The organism is Kluyvera georgiana ATCC 51603, assembly GCF_001654985.1.
Classification (GTDB): Bacteria; Pseudomonadota; Gammaproteobacteria; order Enterobacterales; family Enterobacteriaceae; genus Kluyvera; species Kluyvera georgiana.
The window spans coordinates 52,048-69,343 of the sequence record NZ_LXEU01000003.1; the positions used below are offsets into that span (position 1 = coordinate 52,048).

General features: G+C 54.7%; 16 protein-coding genes, 1 pseudogene and 1 other annotated feature. Of the genes and pseudogenes, 12 read left to right on the top strand and 5 right to left on the bottom strand.

Features of this window, described 5'->3' with window-relative positions; all coding sequences use genetic code 11:
- Positions 1-49: 49 nt before the first annotated feature.
- Genes yidC through rpmH form a run of 4 tightly spaced genes read right to left on the bottom strand, consistent with a single transcriptional unit; the run spans position 50 to position 2,437 of the window.
- A complete protein-coding gene (yidC, locus tag M989_RS00710) occupies positions 50-1,696 on the bottom strand; it encodes a membrane protein insertase YidC (protein ID WP_064540666.1) in 1,647 nt (548 codons plus the stop codon).
- Positions 1,697-1,698: 2 nt separating this feature from the next.
- Complete coding sequence (gene yidD / locus M989_RS24185; protein WP_074398703.1) at positions 1,699-1,956, bottom strand: membrane protein insertion efficiency factor YidD; 258 nt, start codon at positions 1,954-1,956, stop codon at positions 1,699-1,701.
- Positions 1,920-2,279 (bottom strand): ribonuclease P protein component, encoded by a 360-nt coding sequence (gene rnpA, locus M989_RS00715; protein ID WP_064540669.1) that lies wholly within the window; start codon positions 2,277-2,279, stop codon positions 1,920-1,922. The genes yidD and rnpA overlap by 37 nt, the downstream gene beginning before the upstream one ends.
- 17 nt (positions 2,280-2,296) lie before the next feature.
- Complete coding sequence (gene rpmH, locus M989_RS24190; RefSeq protein WP_003849659.1) at positions 2,297-2,437, bottom strand: 50S ribosomal protein L34; 141 nt, start codon at positions 2,435-2,437, stop codon at positions 2,297-2,299.
- A gap of 777 nt (positions 2,438-3,214) precedes the next feature.
- Here rpmH and dnaA point away from each other — a divergent pair.
- The 10 genes and pseudogenes from dnaA to M989_RS00765 all read left to right on the top strand — a co-directional run bounded on the left by dnaA (position 3,215) and on the right by M989_RS00765 (position 15,456).
- On the top strand, positions 3,215-4,612 hold the full coding sequence (dnaA, locus tag M989_RS00720; protein WP_064540812.1) for a chromosomal replication initiator protein DnaA: 1,398 nt from the start codon (positions 3,215-3,217) through the stop codon (positions 4,610-4,612).
- Between the two features lie 4 nt (positions 4,613-4,616).
- Entirely contained in the window at positions 4,617-5,717 is a 1,101-nt protein-coding gene (gene dnaN, locus M989_RS00725; RefSeq protein ID WP_064540673.1) for a DNA polymerase III subunit beta, read from the top strand.
- Positions 5,717-6,790, top strand: a complete 1,074-nt coding sequence (gene recF / locus M989_RS00730) for a DNA replication/repair protein RecF (protein WP_064540675.1) — start codon at positions 5,717-5,719, stop codon at positions 6,788-6,790. The genes dnaN and recF overlap by 1 nt, the downstream gene beginning before the upstream one ends.
- A gap of 28 nt (positions 6,791-6,818) precedes the next feature.
- On the top strand, positions 6,819-9,233 hold the full coding sequence (gene gyrB / locus M989_RS00735) for a DNA topoisomerase (ATP-hydrolyzing) subunit B (RefSeq protein WP_064540678.1): 2,415 nt from the start codon (positions 6,819-6,821) through the stop codon (positions 9,231-9,233).
- A 184-nt stretch (positions 9,234-9,417) separates the two neighbouring features.
- The gene (locus tag M989_RS00740) at positions 9,418-9,819 is read left to right on the top strand and encodes a YidB family protein (protein WP_064540681.1); all 402 of its coding nucleotides are present in this window, start codon (positions 9,418-9,420) and stop codon (positions 9,817-9,819) included.
- Positions 9,820-9,938: 119 nt separating this feature from the next.
- Positions 9,939-10,751 (top strand): sugar-phosphatase, encoded by an 813-nt coding sequence (yidA, locus tag M989_RS00745; RefSeq protein WP_064540683.1) that lies wholly within the window; start codon positions 9,939-9,941, stop codon positions 10,749-10,751.
- Positions 10,752-10,926: 175 nt separating this feature from the next.
- A pseudogene (locus tag M989_RS00750) lies at positions 10,927-11,917 on the top strand (hypothetical protein).
- Between the two features lie 41 nt (positions 11,918-11,958).
- Positions 11,959-13,044 (top strand): BamA/TamA family outer membrane protein, encoded by a 1,086-nt coding sequence (locus M989_RS00755; protein ID WP_425337820.1) that lies wholly within the window; start codon positions 11,959-11,961, stop codon positions 13,042-13,044.
- Positions 13,041-14,165: a DUF4056 domain-containing protein gene (locus M989_RS00760; protein ID WP_064540690.1), complete on the top strand. Its 1,125-nt coding sequence runs from the start codon at positions 13,041-13,043 to the stop codon at positions 14,163-14,165. Before M989_RS00755 ends, M989_RS00760 begins: the two co-directional genes overlap by 4 nt.
- Positions 14,166-14,229: 64 nt before the next feature.
- On the top strand, positions 14,230-15,456 hold the full coding sequence (locus M989_RS00765; RefSeq protein ID WP_064540694.1) for a YidR family protein: 1,227 nt from the start codon (positions 14,230-14,232) through the stop codon (positions 15,454-15,456).
- Between the two features lies 1 nt (position 15,457).
- On the opposite strand, the gene M989_RS00770 is transcribed toward M989_RS00765, so the two are convergent.
- A complete protein-coding gene (locus M989_RS00770; RefSeq protein ID WP_064540815.1) occupies positions 15,458-15,787 on the bottom strand; it encodes a YceK/YidQ family lipoprotein in 330 nt (109 codons plus the stop codon).
- A 243-nt stretch (positions 15,788-16,030) separates the two neighbouring features.
- Positions 16,031-16,105 (top strand) — a sequence feature (ROSE (Repression Of Heat Shock gene Expression) occurs in the 5'-region of heat shock genes and acts as an RNA thermometer to modulate expression.).
- Between M989_RS00770 and ibpA the strand changes: the two genes are divergently transcribed.
- Both ibpA and ibpB read left to right on the top strand, forming a co-directional pair.
- Positions 16,099-16,512, top strand: coding sequence for a small heat shock chaperone IbpA (gene ibpA, locus M989_RS00775; protein ID WP_015343937.1), 414 nt, complete (start codon positions 16,099-16,101; stop codon positions 16,510-16,512). It overlaps the preceding feature by 7 nt.
- 93 nt (positions 16,513-16,605) lie before the next feature.
- The gene (ibpB, locus tag M989_RS00780) at positions 16,606-17,034 is read left to right on the top strand and encodes a small heat shock chaperone IbpB (protein WP_064540697.1); all 429 of its coding nucleotides are present in this window, start codon (positions 16,606-16,608) and stop codon (positions 17,032-17,034) included.
- The last annotated feature ends 262 nt before the right edge of the window (positions 17,035-17,296 follow it).

The following is a 17,296-nucleotide window of genomic DNA, read 5'->3' on the forward strand; positions in this document are numbered from 1 at the left end:
AAGGCGGTCATTCGACCGCCTTCCATTTTAGCTTGTGCTTAACACCGAATCAGGATTTTTTCTTCTCGCGGCTATGCAGGCCACGTTTTTCCAGACCACGGTAAATCAGCTGCTGCTGGATGATGGTGACCAGGTTGCTGACGATGTAGTAAACCACCAGACCAGACGGGAACCACAGGAAGAACACCGTGAAGATGACCGGCATAAAGGTCATGATCTTCTGCTGCATCGGGTCGGTTACCGTGGTCGGAGACATCTTCTGAATGAAGAACATCGTCGCGCCCATGATGATCGGCAGGATGTAGTACGGGTCTTGTGCAGACAGGTCGTGGATCCACAGGATAAACGGCGCATGACGCAGTTCAACCGAGGCGCTCAGCATGTAGTACAGCGCAAGGAAGATTGGCATCTGGATAATCAGCGGGAAGCAGCCACCCAGCGGGTTAACCTTCTCAGCTTTATACAGAGCCATCATTTCCTGGCTTTGACGCTGTTTGTCATCGCCCAGACGCTCACGCATGGCCTGAATCTTAGGCTGCAGCATACGCATCTTCGCCATGGAGGTGTACTGCGCTTTAGTCAGCGGGTACATGATGCCACGAACGATAAAGGTGATAACGATGATGGAGAAGCCCCAGTTGCCCAGGAAGCTATGGATCCATTTCAGCAGTTTGAACAGCGGCTGAGAGATGAACCACAGCCAGCCGTAGTCAACGGTCAGATCCAGGTGCGGCGCAACGGCAGCCATTTTGTCCTGGATTGCCGGGCCGACCCACAGAGTGCTGTTCAGCTTATCTGCCTGGCCTGGTTGAACCAGAACCGGCTGAGACTTGTAGCCGATAGCCACAACGCCATTACCGAGGTTAGCGGTATAGAAGTTGTTGGTACCGTTGTTCTGCGGAACCCATGCAGTCGTGAAGTACTGCTGCAGCATGGCAACCCAACCGTTTTTGGTGTTGGTGTTCAGGTTCTCGTTATCAACGATGGTATCGAATTTGTATTTTTCGTACTTGGAGTCAGACGTTGAATACGCTGCGCCACGGAACGTGTGCATGGTAGACAGGCCACCGGTCTGCGTATCGCGCGCAGTAGGCAGGGCCGCAGTCTGCTTCAGCTGACCGAAGGTAGACACTTCCAGCGGTTTGTCGCTGGCGTTCTTCACGTCGTAACCCACATTCACCGCATAATCACCGCGTTTCAGGGTGAAGGTTTTGGTGAAGACGTTACCGGCTTTATCGGTGTAGGTCAGCGGAATGACGATTTCGTTCTGACCATCGGCCAGTACAAACGCATCTTTATCGACGTTATACAGCGGACGCGGGCCGTTAGCCGGGTTGTCCGGGCCGTCACGACCGGTTAAGCCGCTCTGTGCCTGATAGACGAACTGTGGGGCGGTTTCCAGTAACTGGAACGGTTCGTCAGATTTCAGCGCTTTCGGGTATGCCGGAAGCAGCGCTTGCTCAATATCACCACCGCGAGTGTTGATAGTCAGCTCAAGCACATCAGTTTTAACCGTAATCAGTTTTCCTTGGCCACTGGCCGGTACGCCCTGGTCGGCGGCGCTACCCGCTGCTGTGGTCGTAGTCTGCGTGGTCTGCTGCTGGGTCTGCGGATTGTTATCCTGCTCCCAGGCTTGCCAGATCATGAAAGACACGAACAACAAAGCGATGATAAGAAGATTGCGTTGCGAATCCATCGTTAGTGTTCTCTGGTATCAAATGGTCCAGGCGGGACGGGGTCGTCACCACCAGGGTGTAAAGGGTGGCATTTTAATACGCGTTTCACTGTCAACCAACTGCCTTTTATCACTCCAAACCTGCGCAATGCCTCAATTCCGTATTGAGAGCAGGTTGGCGTGAAACGACAATGCGGCCCGAGTAGCGGACTAATCAGGCGCTGATAGACCCGAATGAGGCCTATCAGGAGCCGGGATACAGGCGACAGTGACGGCGCCATAATTTTTCCAACGCTTCCGAGAGAGCACGGTTATCGAGGTCGGCAACCCCTTTCTTCGCCACCACCACGAAATCCATGGGTGGGAGTTCATGTTGACGCAAACGGAAACTTTCACGCGTCAGACGTTTAATCCGATTGCGTTCATGTGCGCGTTTAACGTTTTTCTTGGCGACGGTAAGACCGATGCGGGGATGCCCCAGCGAATTCAGGCGGCCGAGGATGGTGATTTGCGGCGTGCCAGCCCGTTGTGGCTGCTGGAAGACGAATGTGAAATGATTGGGAGTTAACAAACGTAACTCCCTGGGAAATGCTAGCTTAACCACTCGAGGGGTTAGCTTTATTACTTGGAAACGGTCAGACGAGAACGGCCTTTAGCACGACGACGTGCCAGAACCTGACGACCATTTTTAGTAGCCATACGAGCACGGAAGCCGTGAGAACGGTTGCGCTTCAGTACAGACGGTTGAAAAGTGCGTTTCATGGCGATTTCTACCTAAACTTGAATAAATTCAATGGCTTTATTGGATATCCGAACGAAAATCGAACGACGGATGCCGAAGCCATGGGTGATTAAAGAGGCCGGATTGTAATAATTGTACACTCCGGAGTCAATTCTCTTTCCTTATTTACCGCGTAAAAAACCGCGTTTGACCGCTGTTTTTTGCCCGGCAAATGGGCAGCGTCCCTCACCGAAATTCGAGCGGTACACGCCGGGTGGGGGATTATACGGGCTGCCGATTAAAGCGCAAGGATCATCCTGGATCTTTGTTAGATCATTTAAGCAGAAATTTGTCGCTGGTCATTAATTTTTCCAATATGCGAAGGAAATCGTGCCTTCTCTTTGCCGGGATCGTTTACACTTAGCGCTTCTGGATCCACCCTGTGGATAAATCGGGAAGAATCTGTGAGAAACAGAAGATCTCTGGCGCAGTTTACGCTATGATCCTCGGCCCGATCGCGATCGGTGGATCGTAAAAGGGGAAAATAACCGCGTTCTTTCAGCACAGCGTCTGAGAGAGGCCGTTGAAAACCGCAGATAGCGGTTCGCGCGTCACCCGCTTGCATCGGGTCTTTTCGACGTGTGCCAAAAATCACGAATTTTTAATCTTATACACAGCATCGTTCGGGCTGCATTTGCGCAGCGGCTGAATGAATCCCCGACAGCATTGCGTTTCGCTGACGGCAGGATCGTCAGAAGGTAGCCTACAGGTTTGTCTGGAGGATGATGTGTATCGACTTTTTTCGAGTGGAGTCCGCCGTGTCACTTTCGCTTTGGCAGCAATGTCTTGCCCGATTGCAGGATGAGTTACCAGCCACAGAATTCAGCATGTGGATCCGCCCTTTGCAGGCGGAACTGAGCGATAACACGCTGGCCTTGTACGCGCCAAATCGTTTCGTACTTGATTGGGTGAGAGATAAATACCTCAATAACATCAACGGTCTGTTGAATGATTTTTGCGGTGCGGATGTCCCGCAGCTGCGTTTTGAGGTGGGCACCAAGCCCGTGACCCAAACGTTAAGAGAGACGGCAAGCGTCAGCGCTCCGGCGCAAACCGCCCAGGTGCAGGCCCCGCGTGTCGCCCCGGCCCCGCGCGCAGGTTGGGATAACGTCCCGGCGCCCGCAGAACCGTCTTACCGCTCCAACGTCAACGTTAAACACACCTTTGATAACTTCGTTGAAGGTAAGTCGAACCAGCTGGCCCGCGCGGCGGCGCGTCAGGTGGCGGACAATCCCGGCGGCGCATATAACCCCCTGTTCCTCTACGGCGGTACGGGCCTCGGTAAAACTCACCTATTGCATGCGGTGGGCAACGGCATTATCGCCCGTAAACCGAACGCGAAAGTGGTGTATATGCACTCCGAGCGCTTTGTCCAGGACATGGTAAAAGCCCTGCAAAACAATGCGATCGAAGAGTTTAAACGCTACTACCGCTCCGTTGACGCGCTGCTAATCGATGACATTCAATTCTTCGCCAACAAAGAGCGTTCGCAGGAAGAGTTCTTCCACACCTTCAACGCCCTGCTGGAAGGCAATCAACAGATCATCCTTACCTCGGACCGCTATCCGAAAGAGATCAACGGCGTAGAAGATCGTCTCAAGTCTCGCTTTGGCTGGGGGCTGACGGTGGCGATCGAACCGCCTGAGCTTGAGACCCGCGTCGCTATCCTGATGAAAAAAGCCGACGAAAACGACATTCGTCTGCCCGGTGAGGTGGCGTTCTTCATTGCCAAGCGTCTACGCTCTAACGTGCGTGAGCTGGAAGGGGCGCTGAACCGCGTTATCGCCAACGCCAACTTTACCGGCCGGGCGATCACCATCGATTTCGTGCGTGAAGCGCTGCGCGACCTGCTGGCATTGCAGGAAAAGCTGGTCACCATCGACAACATTCAGAAGACGGTGGCGGAGTATTACAAGATTAAAGTGGCGGACCTGCTCTCCAAACGACGTTCTCGTTCGGTAGCGCGTCCGCGCCAGATGGCGATGGCGTTGGCGAAAGAACTCACCAACCACAGTCTGCCGGAGATTGGCGATGCGTTTGGTGGCCGTGACCATACCACCGTGCTGCACGCCTGCCGTAAGATTGAACAGCTGCGTGAAGAAAGCCACGATATCAAAGAAGACTTTTCCAATTTAATCAGAACATTGTCGTCGTGATCCTATGAAATTTACCGTAGAACGTGAACATTTATTAAAACCGTTACAACAGGTGAGTGGCCCGTTAGGCGGGCGTCCGACATTGCCGATTCTGGGTAACCTGCTGCTGCAGGTCGCGGACGGCACGCTGTCGCTGACCGGTACCGATTTGGAAATGGAAATGGTAGCGCGCGTGGCGCTGCTGCAGGCACATGAACCGGGCGCGACTACCGTCCCGGCGCGTAAATTCTTCGATATTTGCCGCGGCTTGCCGGAAGGCGCGGAAATCGCCGTCCAGCTGGAAGGCGACCGTATGCTGGTGCGCTCTGGCCGTAGCCGCTTCTCGCTGTCTACGCTGCCTGCCGCCGACTTCCCGAATCTTGACGACTGGCAGAGCGACGTGGAATTCACGCTGCCGCAGGCCACGATGAAACGCCTGATTGAAGCTACCCAGTTCTCGATGGCCCATCAGGATGTGCGTTATTACTTAAACGGTATGCTGTTCGAAACCGAAGGCGAAGAGCTGCGTACCGTGGCGACCGACGGCCACCGTCTGGCAGTCTGCTCTATGCCGGTGGGCCAGTCCCTGCCGAGCCATTCGGTGATCGTGCCGCGTAAAGGCGTCATTGAACTGATGCGTATGCTCGACGGTGGCGATACGCCGCTGCGCGTGCAGATCGGCAGCAACAACATCCGCGCGCACGTGGGTGACTTTATCTTTACTTCTAAGCTGGTTGATGGTCGTTTCCCTGATTATCGCCGCGTATTGCCGAAGAACCCGGATAAACACCTGGAAGCGGGCTGCGATATTCTTAAGCAGGCGTTTGCCCGCGCGGCGATTCTCTCGAACGAGAAATTCCGCGGCGTGCGTCTGTACGTTAGCGAAAACCAGCTGAAAATCACCGCTAATAACCCGGAACAGGAAGAAGCGGAAGAGATCCTGGATGTCACCTATCCAGGAACCGAGCTTGAAATCGGTTTTAACGTCAGCTACGTACTGGACGTGCTCAATGCGCTGAAATGCGAAAATGTGCGCATCATGCTGACTGACTCCGTGTCCAGCGTACAGATTGAAGATGCGGCGTCTCAGAGTGCTGCCTACGTTGTTATGCCAATGAGACTGTAATGTCGCTCACCCGTCTGTTGATCCGCGATTTTCGCAATATTGAAAACGCGGATCTTGCTTTATCCCCCGGCTTTAACTTCCTGGTTGGCGCCAACGGCAGCGGCAAAACCAGCGTGCTGGAAGCCATCTATACGCTCGGCCATGGCCGGGCGTTTCGCAGTTTGCAGATTGGCCGCGTGATTCGCCACGAGCAGGAATCTTTCGTGCTGCATGGTCGTTTACAGGGCGCAGAGCGCGAAACGTCAATCGGCCTGACCAAAGACAAACAGGGTGACAGCAAAGTGCGCATTGACGGCACTGACGGCCACAAGGTCGCCGAGCTGGCGCTGCTGATGCCGATGCAGCTGATTACGCCCGAGGGGTTTACTTTACTCAACGGCGGCCCTAAATACAGAAGAGCGTTCCTTGATTGGGGATGCTTCCACAACGAAGCCGGATTCTTCAACGCCTGGAGCAACCTGAAGCGTCTGCTCAAGCAGCGTAATGCCGCGCTGCGCCAGGTGAGCCGCTACGCGCAGCTGCGTCCATGGGATCTCGAACTTATCCCGCTGGCCGAGCAAATTAGCCGCTGGCGCGCGGAATACAGCGCCGGTATCGCCGAAGATATGGCGGATACCTGCAAACAATTTCTCCCGGAGTTCTCTTTGACCTTCTCCTTCCAGCGCGGCTGGGAGAAAGAAACCGATTATGCCGAAGTGCTGGAGAGAAACTTCGAACGCGACCGTATGCTGACCTACACGGCACACGGCCCGCACAAGGCGGACTTCCGCATTCGCGCCGACGGCGCGCCGGTGGAAGACACCTTATCGCGCGGGCAGCTTAAGCTGCTGATGTGCGCGTTACGCCTGGCACAGGGCGAGTTTCTAACCCGCGAGAGCGGCAGACGCTGCCTGTACCTGATAGATGATTTTGCCTCGGAACTTGATGACGCGCGGCGTGGCCTGCTGGCCAGCCGTTTAAAAGCCACGCAGTCACAGGTTTTCGTCAGCGCCATTAGCGCTGAACACGTTCTGGACATGTCCGATGAAAATTCGAAGATGTTTACCGTGGAAAAGGGTAAAATAACGGATTAACCCAAGATTAAATGAGCGAGAAACGTTGATGTCGAATTCTTATGACTCCTCCAGTATCAAAGTCCTGAAAGGGCTGGATGCGGTGCGTAAGCGCCCGGGTATGTATATCGGCGACACGGATGACGGCACCGGTCTGCACCACATGGTATTCGAGGTTGTGGATAACGCTATCGACGAAGCGCTCGCTGGTTACTGCAAAGATATCATCGTCACCATCCACAGCGACAACTCCGTCTCCGTACAGGATGATGGCCGCGGCATCCCAACCGGTATTCACCCGGAAGAGGGCGTCTCCGCAGCGGAAGTTATCATGACCGTGCTGCACGCCGGCGGTAAATTCGATGATAACTCCTATAAAGTGTCCGGCGGTCTGCACGGCGTAGGCGTCTCGGTCGTTAACGCCCTGTCCCAGAAGCTGGAACTGGTTATCCAGCGCGATAACAAAGTTCACCGCCAGATCTATGAGCACGGCGTGCCGCAGGCACCGCTGGCCGTCACGGGTGATACCGAAAAAACCGGTACCATGGTGCGTTTCTGGCCTAGCTATGAAACTTTCACCAACGTTACCGAATTCGAATATGACATCCTGGCAAAACGTCTGCGCGAGCTGTCGTTCCTGAACTCCGGCGTGTCCATCCGTCTGCGCGACAAACGCGACGGCAAAGAAGATCATTTCCACTACGAAGGCGGCATCAAGGCGTTCGTTGAGTATCTCAACAAGAACAAAACGCCAATTCACCCGAATATCTTCTATTTCTCCACCGAAAAAGACGGTATCGGCGTTGAAGTTGCGCTGCAGTGGAACGATGGTTTCCAGGAAAACATCTACTGCTTCACCAACAACATTCCGCAGCGTGATGGCGGTACTCACCTTGCAGGCTTCCGTGCGGCGATGACCCGTACGCTGAACGCCTACATGGACAAAGAAGGCTACAGCAAAAAAGCCAAAGTCAGCGCCACCGGTGACGATGCCCGTGAAGGCCTGATTGCGGTGGTTTCCGTGAAGGTGCCGGATCCGAAGTTCTCCTCCCAGACCAAAGACAAGCTGGTCTCCTCTGAGGTGAAATCGGCGGTTGAGCAGCAGATGAACGAACTGCTGGCTGAATACCTGCTGGAAAACCCGTCCGACGCGAAAATCGTGGTCGGTAAAATTATCGATGCGGCACGCGCGCGTGAAGCGGCGCGTAAAGCCCGTGAAATGACCCGTCGTAAAGGCGCGCTCGACTTAGCGGGCCTGCCGGGCAAACTGGCCGACTGCCAGGAACGCGACCCGGCGCTGTCTGAACTGTACCTTGTGGAAGGGGACTCCGCGGGCGGCTCTGCAAAGCAGGGGCGTAACCGTAAGAACCAGGCGATTCTGCCGCTGAAGGGTAAAATCCTCAACGTTGAGAAAGCGCGCTTCGACAAGATGCTCTCCTCTCAGGAAGTGGCTACGCTGATTACCGCGCTGGGCTGCGGCATCGGTCGCGACGAGTACAACCCGGACAAACTGCGTTACCACAGCATCATCATCATGACCGATGCGGACGTCGACGGCTCGCACATTCGTACGCTACTGTTGACCTTCTTCTATCGTCAGATGCCGGAAATCGTTGAACGTGGCCACGTCTACATTGCACAGCCACCGCTGTACAAAGTGAAGAAAGGCAAGCAGGAACAGTACATTAAAGATGACGAAGCAATGGATCAGTACCAGATTTCCATTGCGCTTGATGGTGCAACCCTGCACACCAACGCCAGCGCTCCGGCTCTGGCTGGCGAACCGCTGGAACGCCTGGTAGCCGAGTTCAACGGCACGCAGAAAATGATCAACCGTATGGAACGTCGCTTCCCGAAAGCGCTGCTGAAAGAGCTTATCTATCAGCCAACGCTGGTGGATGCCGACCTCTCTGACGAACAGAAAGTCACGCGTTGGGTGAACGCGCTGGTGACCGAACTGAACGAAAAAGAACAGCACGGCAGCCAGTGGAAGTTTGATATTCAGCACAATGCTGAACAGCAGCATTTCGAGCCGATTATCCGCGTGCGTACCCACGGCGTAGATACCGACTACGTGCTGGATAGCGAATTCGTTAACGGTGCTGAATACCGTCGTATCTTCACGCTGGGCGAGAAGCTGCGTGGTCTGGTGGAAGAAGATGCGTTCATTGAACGTGGCGAACGCCGCCAGCCGGTTGCCAGCTTCGAGCAGGCGCTGGATTGGCTGGTAAAAGAGTCCCGTCGTGGCCTTGCGATTCAGCGTTATAAAGGTCTGGGCGAGATGAACCCGGATCAGCTGTGGGAAACCACCATGGACCCGGACAGCCGCCGCATGCTGCGCGTTACCGTGAAAGATGCGATTGCCGCTGACCAGCTGTTCACCACCCTGATGGGCGATGCTGTTGAACCGCGTCGTGCGTTTATCGAAGAGAACGCCCTGAAAGCGGCGAACATCGATATCTAACGCTGTAGGTCGGATAAGGCGTTTACGCCGCCATCCGGCAATGTGCTGCATTGAGCCTGATGGCGCTACGCTTATCAGGCCTACAGATTAAAAACGCCTGAATTTTTTCAGGCGTTTTTTTATGCCTTGCGTACGCGAACTATACTTCACTACGTCTTCTCTTTTGCGTAATTCGAGGTGGAAAATGGGGCTGTTTGATGATGTTGTCGGCTCGCTTCTCAATGGTGATGCGGGTAAATACCAGGCTGTCCTGAACTGGGTAAACGAGCAGGGTGGGATTCAGGTACTGTTGGAGAAGCTACAAAACGGTGGCTTGGGTGACATAGTATCATCCTGGATCAGCAATAAGCATAACAATCAACCTATTAGCAGTGACCAGGTGGTGTCGGCGTTCGGAACGTCCGCCGTGTCGGATTTGGGCGAAAAACTCGGTACGGACGCCAGTTCCGCCTCAACGATGCTGGCGGAATATCTGCCAAAAATTGTTGATGCGCTCTCGCCAAAGGGTGAGGTCGATCCACAGGCGCATAACGACCTGTTGTCCGCCGGAATGGACCTGCTCAAGGGCGGTAAGTTATTTGGCTAGGCCATACAAAAGGGGAGAACGCGCAATGCGTTGTATCCCCGTTTTAGGCCGTCTTTGCTGCTGTTTTTTGCGCTAAATCGAGTTAGCATGAGGGTAGGCTCATTTAACCTGGGGATCTCATGGCTATTAAACTGATCGCAATCGACATGGACGGAACATTGCTGTTGCCGGACCACACTATCTCTCCTGCGGTGAAAAACGCTCTCGCGGCGGCACGCGCAAAAGGGGTTAACGTGGTTCTGACCACCGGGCGTCCCTACGCTGGCGTGCACAGCTACCTGAAAGAACTGGGCATGAACGAGCCGGGAGATTACTGCATCACCTACAACGGCGCGCTGGTCCAGAAGGCGGGTGACGGAAGCACCGTGGCGCAGACCGCGCTTAAGTACGATGACTATCGCTTCCTGGAAGAGCTGTCCCGCAAGGTGGGTTCCCACTTCCACGCGCTGGATCGCAACACGCTGTACACCGCTAACCGCGATATCAGTTACTACACGGTGCATGAATCCTTTGTTGCCACTATCCCTCTAGTGTTCTGCGAAGCCGAGAAAATGGATCCCTCCATCGAGTTTCTGAAGGTGATGATGATCGACGAGCCGGCCATCCTCGACCAGGCGATAGCCCGTATTCCGGCGGAAGTAAAAGAAAAATACACCGTACTGAAAAGCTCGCCGTACTTCCTCGAAATTCTTGATAAGCGCGTCAATAAGGGGACCGGCGTGAAGTCGCTGGCCGAGGTGCTGGGTATTAAGCAAGAAGAGATCATGGCCATTGGCGACCAGGAAAACGACATTGCGATGATCGAGTACGCTGGCGTTGGCGTGGCGATGGATAACGCGATTCCGGCAGTCAAAGAAGCGGCGAACTTTGTGACTAAATCGAACCTGGAAGACGGCGTAGCCTGGGCCATCGAGAAATACGTTCTCGCGTAATCCTTATGATGCCCGGCGCTCGTCGGGCATCAATATTAAGAATGTTATAAAACGCATCTTTGTATTATCAGGTGTGAAATCGCACATAAATCCCTCCAAATAAGACGTAACTTCTATAATCTCCACCCCCTCTTTTATCCCCCAGGTATCTTCTGCCTGTAATTACGTTTTTTCTATGAATAACAAATGCATCTGCCTGGTGCTGATGACGTCATCCTGCATGGTATTTCAGGCCACTGCCGCCACGGATTTGACGCCCCTGTATAGCTATCAGGATGATAACCAGGCCACGCCTTTGCACGAAAACACAACGCAAGTTGCTGAAGTGAAACATCACGTTTTACCGTTTTGGGGTGACGAAGCGCGGTTATGAATTACCGCAAACCTTTGGTGTGAATATTAACTACATGAATATTCGACAGAATATTGATGTAGATAGTATCAACTTTAACGGATTGTCTCTGCGTAGCCACTCGCTGGACAATGCCTTTAAAATCAACGTCGGTAAAACTCGCGAACGCAGCAAAACCGAAACGCTCAAGCTGGACGCCTGGCTGCTGCCGTTTATGAATGTTTATGGGCTGGTTGGCTATACCGATGGGCACTCTGTGTCGCAGATTGGCGTGGGGATTAAAGGGCCGCGTAAGTACCACTATCCCGGCAATTTGCAAAATCTGGCTTTCCAGCTCGACTTTAAAGGCACGACTTACGGAGTGGGCACCACGCTGGTTGGCGGGATAGGTAACTGGTTTACCGCTTTCGACGCTAACTACACGCAAACTCGGTTCGATATCCTGGACGGTAGCATTAATGCCTTTACCCTTTCTCCGCGCCTTGGCTACCGCTTCAGTACGCCGGGCAGTGATGCACTGCATCTCCCCGCGGGTAAATTAAACCTGTGGGTTGGCAGCATGTATCAGGACGTGCAGCAGGAATTTAAAGGCAGCCTCAATGATCTGACGATGCCATCAACCGCCCTACAGGATATGGTGAATCTGGCCAACAAAGAGGGTAAAGGCCGCTTTGATGTGAAACAGCATCTACAGTCCCCGTGGAACATGCTGGTGGGCGCGCAGTACGAGCTGACGGCTAACTTTAACGTCACCACCGAGATAGGCTTCGCGGAACGTAACAGCTTATTTGTTGCCGGAGAGTATCGCTTTTGATCCGCGCCGGCCTCCTCTTTTGTCTCTGCCTGTTTGCGTCCTTGACGCAGGCCGCGCTGCCAAGCCGCAGCGAGGTTGATGGCTGGCTGCAAAAGCTAGGAGCCAGCGATAACTTCGATGCCAGCAAAGGTATCGACTGGGGCGTCATGCCGGGGCCGTTCTACACCCCTGAATTGGGGCTGGGGATCGGTACCGCGGTCGTCGGCATGTATCGCCCTGACCCCAACGACACGGTCAGCCAGAACTCGACGCTGACGCTTAGCGGCTATTTTAGCTCAACCGGCGCATTTGGCCTGACGATGCAAAATTATGCCTTTTTCGCCGACGATCGCTGGCGTTTCTTTCTTGATAGTGCGTTAACCGACACCCCAACATACTACTGGGGTCAGGGATTTACCGCGGGCGATAAAGACAGTCAGAAAGAACAGTACACCGCGCAGGTTCTGGATTTACGTCCCACGCTATACCGTCGGCTGGCGCCGAACGTTTACCTTGGCGTCGGCTGGTCGCTGAATGCCCAGCACGCAGCCCAGATGGATGATAGCGATCCGCCGAAAATAGAGCACACGGCGCAGGGAGCATCGGTGCTGAGCTCCGGCGGCAGTATCGAATTGAGCTGGGATGACCGGGATTTTGTTCCCAATCCGCGTCAGGGGCAGTATGCCGATGTGCGCTATACCCGCTTCACGCCTGACACCGGCAGTGATACCCGCTTTGATGAATATCAGCTGCACTACAGTCGCTACCACTCGCTGGACGATAAAAACGTGCTGGCGTGGGAGATGGATGGCGCGTTTACCCAGGGCGATGTCCCATGGAGCATGATGCCGCTACTTGGCAGCAACCAGCGAATGCGTGGTTATTACGAGGGACGCTATCGGGACAAAAATGTCGTTAGCGGCCAGCTGGAATATCGGCGCAAGCTTGACTGGCGGCACGGCGTTGTTGGCTGGCTTGGCGCGGGCACTATGGGGCCGTCGTTTTACGCGCTGGATAACGGACGTTGGCTTCCCTCGGCGGGCGTCGGCTATCGCTTTGAATTTAAACCACGGGTGAACGTGCGCCTGGATTACGGCATCGGTAAAGGCAGCAGCGGGTTCTATTTTCAGGTTGGGGAGGCATTTTGAAGGCGTTTATTCACACCCTTTTGCTTCTGGCGCTGTGCGTGGTCTCACGCAGCTACGCGATGCTGCCGGTACCGCTTGATTTAGCGACACAGGCGACCGTCCGGGCGACTCGCGCGTGGCCCGCGATGCCACCGCAGCCGTTACCAAAAGGGCTTCGCCCTTGCTGTGCCTTTGGCTATAACCTGCACGCCGCGCTGTGGGGGATATCGGTACCGCTATATCAGTTGGATAACGTGGTGAGCGCAGAGCACCTTGGGCAGCATCAGTACAACGATAAGATGCTGGCAGGGTTGGAAAATCTTACCGGTTTAAGTCGTGAGAACAACGGTATTCTTTACACCACCCGCGGCGGTTTTATCGATACCGCGCACGTGCGCGATACGGCGGATATGACGGTGTATCTCTTCAGCCAGCTGCTGCCGAAATTGGGCCAGCGATTTACCCTTGATTTGGATAGCGAACTGGCCCAACGTCGGGTGGTTTTTAATGCCTTTACCCCTCCGTCAGATCCTGCGGAACGCTACACGTTGGCGGCCTGGCTGGCGGCACATCTGGCGTTTCAGGTGGCAGAGTGGCATGAAATTGCCCAATGGTACGGGTTTGAGTCTGTTCCTGGATTTTCAGAAGGTATTTCCGCTTTTTCGCCGGAAGATCTCTATTCTAACTTGCTGGGCGCGCGCCTGGCGGCCTCCCTGATTCTTGATGGTCAGACGGTTTCCCAGGGCGTCTACGAAGCCGCAATGGGGACGGCTCTTACCCAGGCACTGACGCATCTTGGCGCGCAGTCCCCGGCTATCACTCGCTTTCATTTTGATATGCTCAACGGCCACTGGTGGAACAGCCAGAAGCGGGTGCCAGAGAAGTATCTGGTGCTAAAGCGTAATTACCAGATGGGCGATAATCGGCTACCTACGCCAGTGCCCGGTGAACGGACGACGCCGCAGCGCTTGATGCTGCCGCATCGCTGGCACGGAATGGCGCTCAACGCGCTGGGTGAACTGCAGCTGTGGCCGACGACCGATATGGTTCATTTGCCGTTGCCAGCGCGTTATTACACGCAGGTGGATTTTCCCGTGCTGGCGGCCAGCGCACAGCAGGCGGATCGTCACCAGCTTCGCTAAATATTTATGGAATAGTCCGTTCGCGTGGTAAAACCACGAGGTATCTTTTGAACGGGACTCCGCCATGAAACAAATCACCTTTGCGCCGCGTAATCATCAGATTACCAATACCCGTACGTGGACGCCGGACAGCCAGTGGCTGGTTTACGACGTCCGCCCTTCCGGAGCTTCATTTACCGGCGAAACGATTGAGCGCGTGAACGTCAATAGCGGTGACGTTGAGGTGATTTATCGCGCCCATCATGGTGCGCACGTCGGCGTGGTGACGGTACATCCTGCCGCCGAGCAGTACGTCTTTATTCATGGGCCGGAAAATCCAGACGCAGACTGGCAGTATGATTTCCATCACCGACGCGGCGTGGTGACCGCGCAGGGAGAAACGCGCAATCTCGACGCAATGGATATCACCGCACCCTATACGCCCGGCGCACTGCGCGGCGGGAGTCATGTTCACGTTTACAGCCCCTGTGGGCAGTTCGTGAGTTTTACCTACAATGACCATGTGATGCACGAATATGATCCGGCGCTGGACCTGCGTAACGTCGGCGTCGCCGTACCTTATGGCCCGGTAGCGCCCCACGGTCAGCATCCCCGGGAATACGGCGGCAGCCACTGGTGCGTGCTGGTCAGTCAGACGACCGCCCAGCCGCAGCCCGGCAGTGATGACATCAACCGCGCCTATGAAGAGGGGTGGGTGGGCTCGCGAGCGCTGGCATTTATAGGCGATACCGTTTCGCTTGCCGGTGAGAAAGTGCCGGAGCTGTTCCTCGTTGAGCTACCGTTTGACGAGCAGGGCTGGAAACAGGCGGGTGATGCGCCGCTGCAGGGGACCGACACCACGCTTCCTGCGCCGCCCGCGGGCGTTCGCCAGCGACGGCTAACCTTCACGCATCAGCGTGCATTTCCGGGGCTGGTGAACGTTCCGCGCCACTGGGTTCGCAGCGATCCGCAGGGAACGCAGATTGCCTTTTTAATGCGTGATGACAGCGGTGTCGTGCAGTTGTGGTTGATTTCGCCAGACGGTGGAGAACCGCGCCAGCTGACGCACAATACCTCCGACATTCAGTCGGCGTTTAACTGGCATCCATCCGGAAATGGGCTGGGTATGGTGCTGGAAGGGCGTATTGCCTGGTGTGATGCTTCGAGTGGCGAAATCACTTTTTTAACTGACAAGCACGCCAATCAGCCATCGGCGGATGCCGTCGTTTTCTCGCCCGACGGACGATCGATTGCCTGGATGGAAGAAACGGCTGGCTTTCGCCAGCTGTGGGTAACCGGAACCGGCTACTGAGTTACTGGGCGGGCATCGGGGCCGGCGGGATCACCGAATTGGTGGCCAGCGTCTCCTGCTCGCTCTTTTCAACCCGTGAACGGACCGAACTGTCCTTGCGGAAGAAGTCCCACGGCAGCAGCACGGTATCCATCACCGCCGTAAACGGCATATCAAGGGCGACCAGTGATTTGGTGGCCCAGCCGTTATCACCGTCGCTCAGCATCTCCGCGCTGGCGCGCGTGCCGGGATAAGTGCCTTCTTTGCCGCCGGTGTGTGACATGACGCTGGAACATCCTCCTGACAAGAAGATTCCCCCAACCAACGCCGTTTTAATCAGCAGATTTTTCATCATGAGCTCTTCGTTGTTATGAGCATAAAAAAGCTCCTCCTCCGGGTTATAGCCACCCGTTGCCAAAATAGAAAGCCCAGACTTACCGCTCTGTGGCGGCTGTCGCAATTTGGCCTTTCGTGCTCTCACCCAGTGTAAGCCTTATCCGGGAAAGTGCAAAAAAAGTCAGACATTGGGGCTTGAAAAAGGTTCTTTGCCCCTCATTTTATAGGTGTAGCCGGGAAGAACACGCCTGCGGGGTGTTCGGGCTTCACGACCTGTCCACGATGGAAGGTCTACTATTCTCGCTGATTTTCAGGAGCTATTTGATTATGCGTAACTTCGACTTATCTCCGTTATACCGTTCTGCCATTGGTTTTGACCGTCTGTTCAACCTGTTAGAAAACAATCAAACGCAAAGCAACGGCGGCTATCCTCCGTATAACGTTGAACTGGTTGACGAAAACCACTATCGCATCGCGATTGCCGTGGCCGGTTTTGCCGAAAGCGAGCTGGAAATTACCGCCCAGGACAACATGCTGGTGGTAAAAGGCGCGCATGCCGCAGAACAGAAAGAACGGACTTACCTCTATCAAGGTATTGCCGAGCGCAACTTTGAACGCAAATTCCAGCTAGCGGAAAACATCCACGTGCGTGGCGCTAACCTGGTGAACGGCCTGCTGTATATCGAACTGGAACGCGTGATTCCGGAAGCGAACAAACCGCGCCGTATCGAAATTAACTAATTCTAGCGGGCCGCCCGCGCGGCCCTGTGCATCAACTGGCTTGCCGATTGGGAGCCGGAAGGTATTTACTCGCTTCTTAGAAGGAGAAACACAATGCGTAACTACGATTTATCCCCTCTGCTGCGTCAATGGATCGGCTTCGACAAACTGGCGAACGCGCTGCAAAGCAGCAGCGAAGGCCAGAGCTTCCCGCCGTACAACATCGAAAAAAGCGACGATAACCATTACCGTATTACGCTGGCGCTAGCCGGGTTCCGTCAGGAAGATCTGGACGTACAGCTGGAAGGCACCCGCCTCACCGTTAAGGGCACGCCGCAGCCGCAGGAAAAAGAGACCAAATGGCTGCACCAGGGCCTGGTGATGCAAGCCTTTAGCCTGAGCTTTACCCTCGCGGAAAATATGGAAGTCTCCGGTGCCACCTTTACTAACGGCTTGCTGCATATCGATTTAACCCGCAACGAGCCGGAAGCTATCGCGCCGCAGCGCATCGCCATCAGCGAGCGCCCGGCACTGAATAGCTAACGTTATTTGCCCAATTAGCCCCGAGAAATCGGGGCTTTTTTTGCGCAATGAGCTTAAAGGACACAATAAAGACCAAGTGGAAACTGCCCAGCAGGCAGGGGTTGGAACCGCGCTTGATTTCGCTTAAAAATCGCTGCTAAGGGAAAAGCGGTGCCCGAATAGCGTGCCCCATTTGGCTGAGTAATGTGCGCCGCACTACATACAAACCCCCCACAACTCAGACATAATCCATAGTGTTATTAATGTTATTCACAGGGAACAT

Coding starts and splice junctions, on each gene's coding strand:
- rpmH (WP_003849659.1), bottom strand. CDS start 2,437: ATGAAACGCACTTTTCAACCGTCTGTACTGAAGCGCAACCGTTCTCAC.
- ibpA (WP_015343937.1), top strand. CDS start 16,099: ATGCGTAACTTCGACTTATCTCCGTTATACCGTTCTGCCATTGGTTTT.
- M989_RS00765 (WP_064540694.1), top strand. CDS start 14,230: ATGAAACAAATCACCTTTGCGCCGCGTAATCATCAGATTACCAATACC.
- dnaN (WP_064540673.1), top strand. CDS start 4,617: ATGAAATTTACCGTAGAACGTGAACATTTATTAAAACCGTTACAACAG.
- yidC (WP_064540666.1), bottom strand. CDS start 1,696: ATGGATTCGCAACGCAATCTTCTTATCATCGCTTTGTTGTTCGTGTCT.
- yidA (WP_064540683.1), top strand. CDS start 9,939: ATGGCTATTAAACTGATCGCAATCGACATGGACGGAACATTGCTGTTG.
- ibpB (WP_064540697.1), top strand. CDS start 16,606: ATGCGTAACTACGATTTATCCCCTCTGCTGCGTCAATGGATCGGCTTC.
- gyrB (WP_064540678.1), top strand. CDS start 6,819: ATGTCGAATTCTTATGACTCCTCCAGTATCAAAGTCCTGAAAGGGCTG.
- recF (WP_064540675.1), top strand. CDS start 5,717: ATGTCGCTCACCCGTCTGTTGATCCGCGATTTTCGCAATATTGAAAAC.
- M989_RS00740 (WP_064540681.1), top strand. CDS start 9,418: ATGGGGCTGTTTGATGATGTTGTCGGCTCGCTTCTCAATGGTGATGCG.
- yidD (WP_074398703.1), bottom strand. CDS start 1,956: ATGGCGCCGTCACTGTCGCCTGTATCCCGGCTCCTGATAGGCCTCATT.
- M989_RS00770 (WP_064540815.1), bottom strand. CDS start 15,787: ATGAAAAATCTGCTGATTAAAACGGCGTTGGTTGGGGGAATCTTCTTG.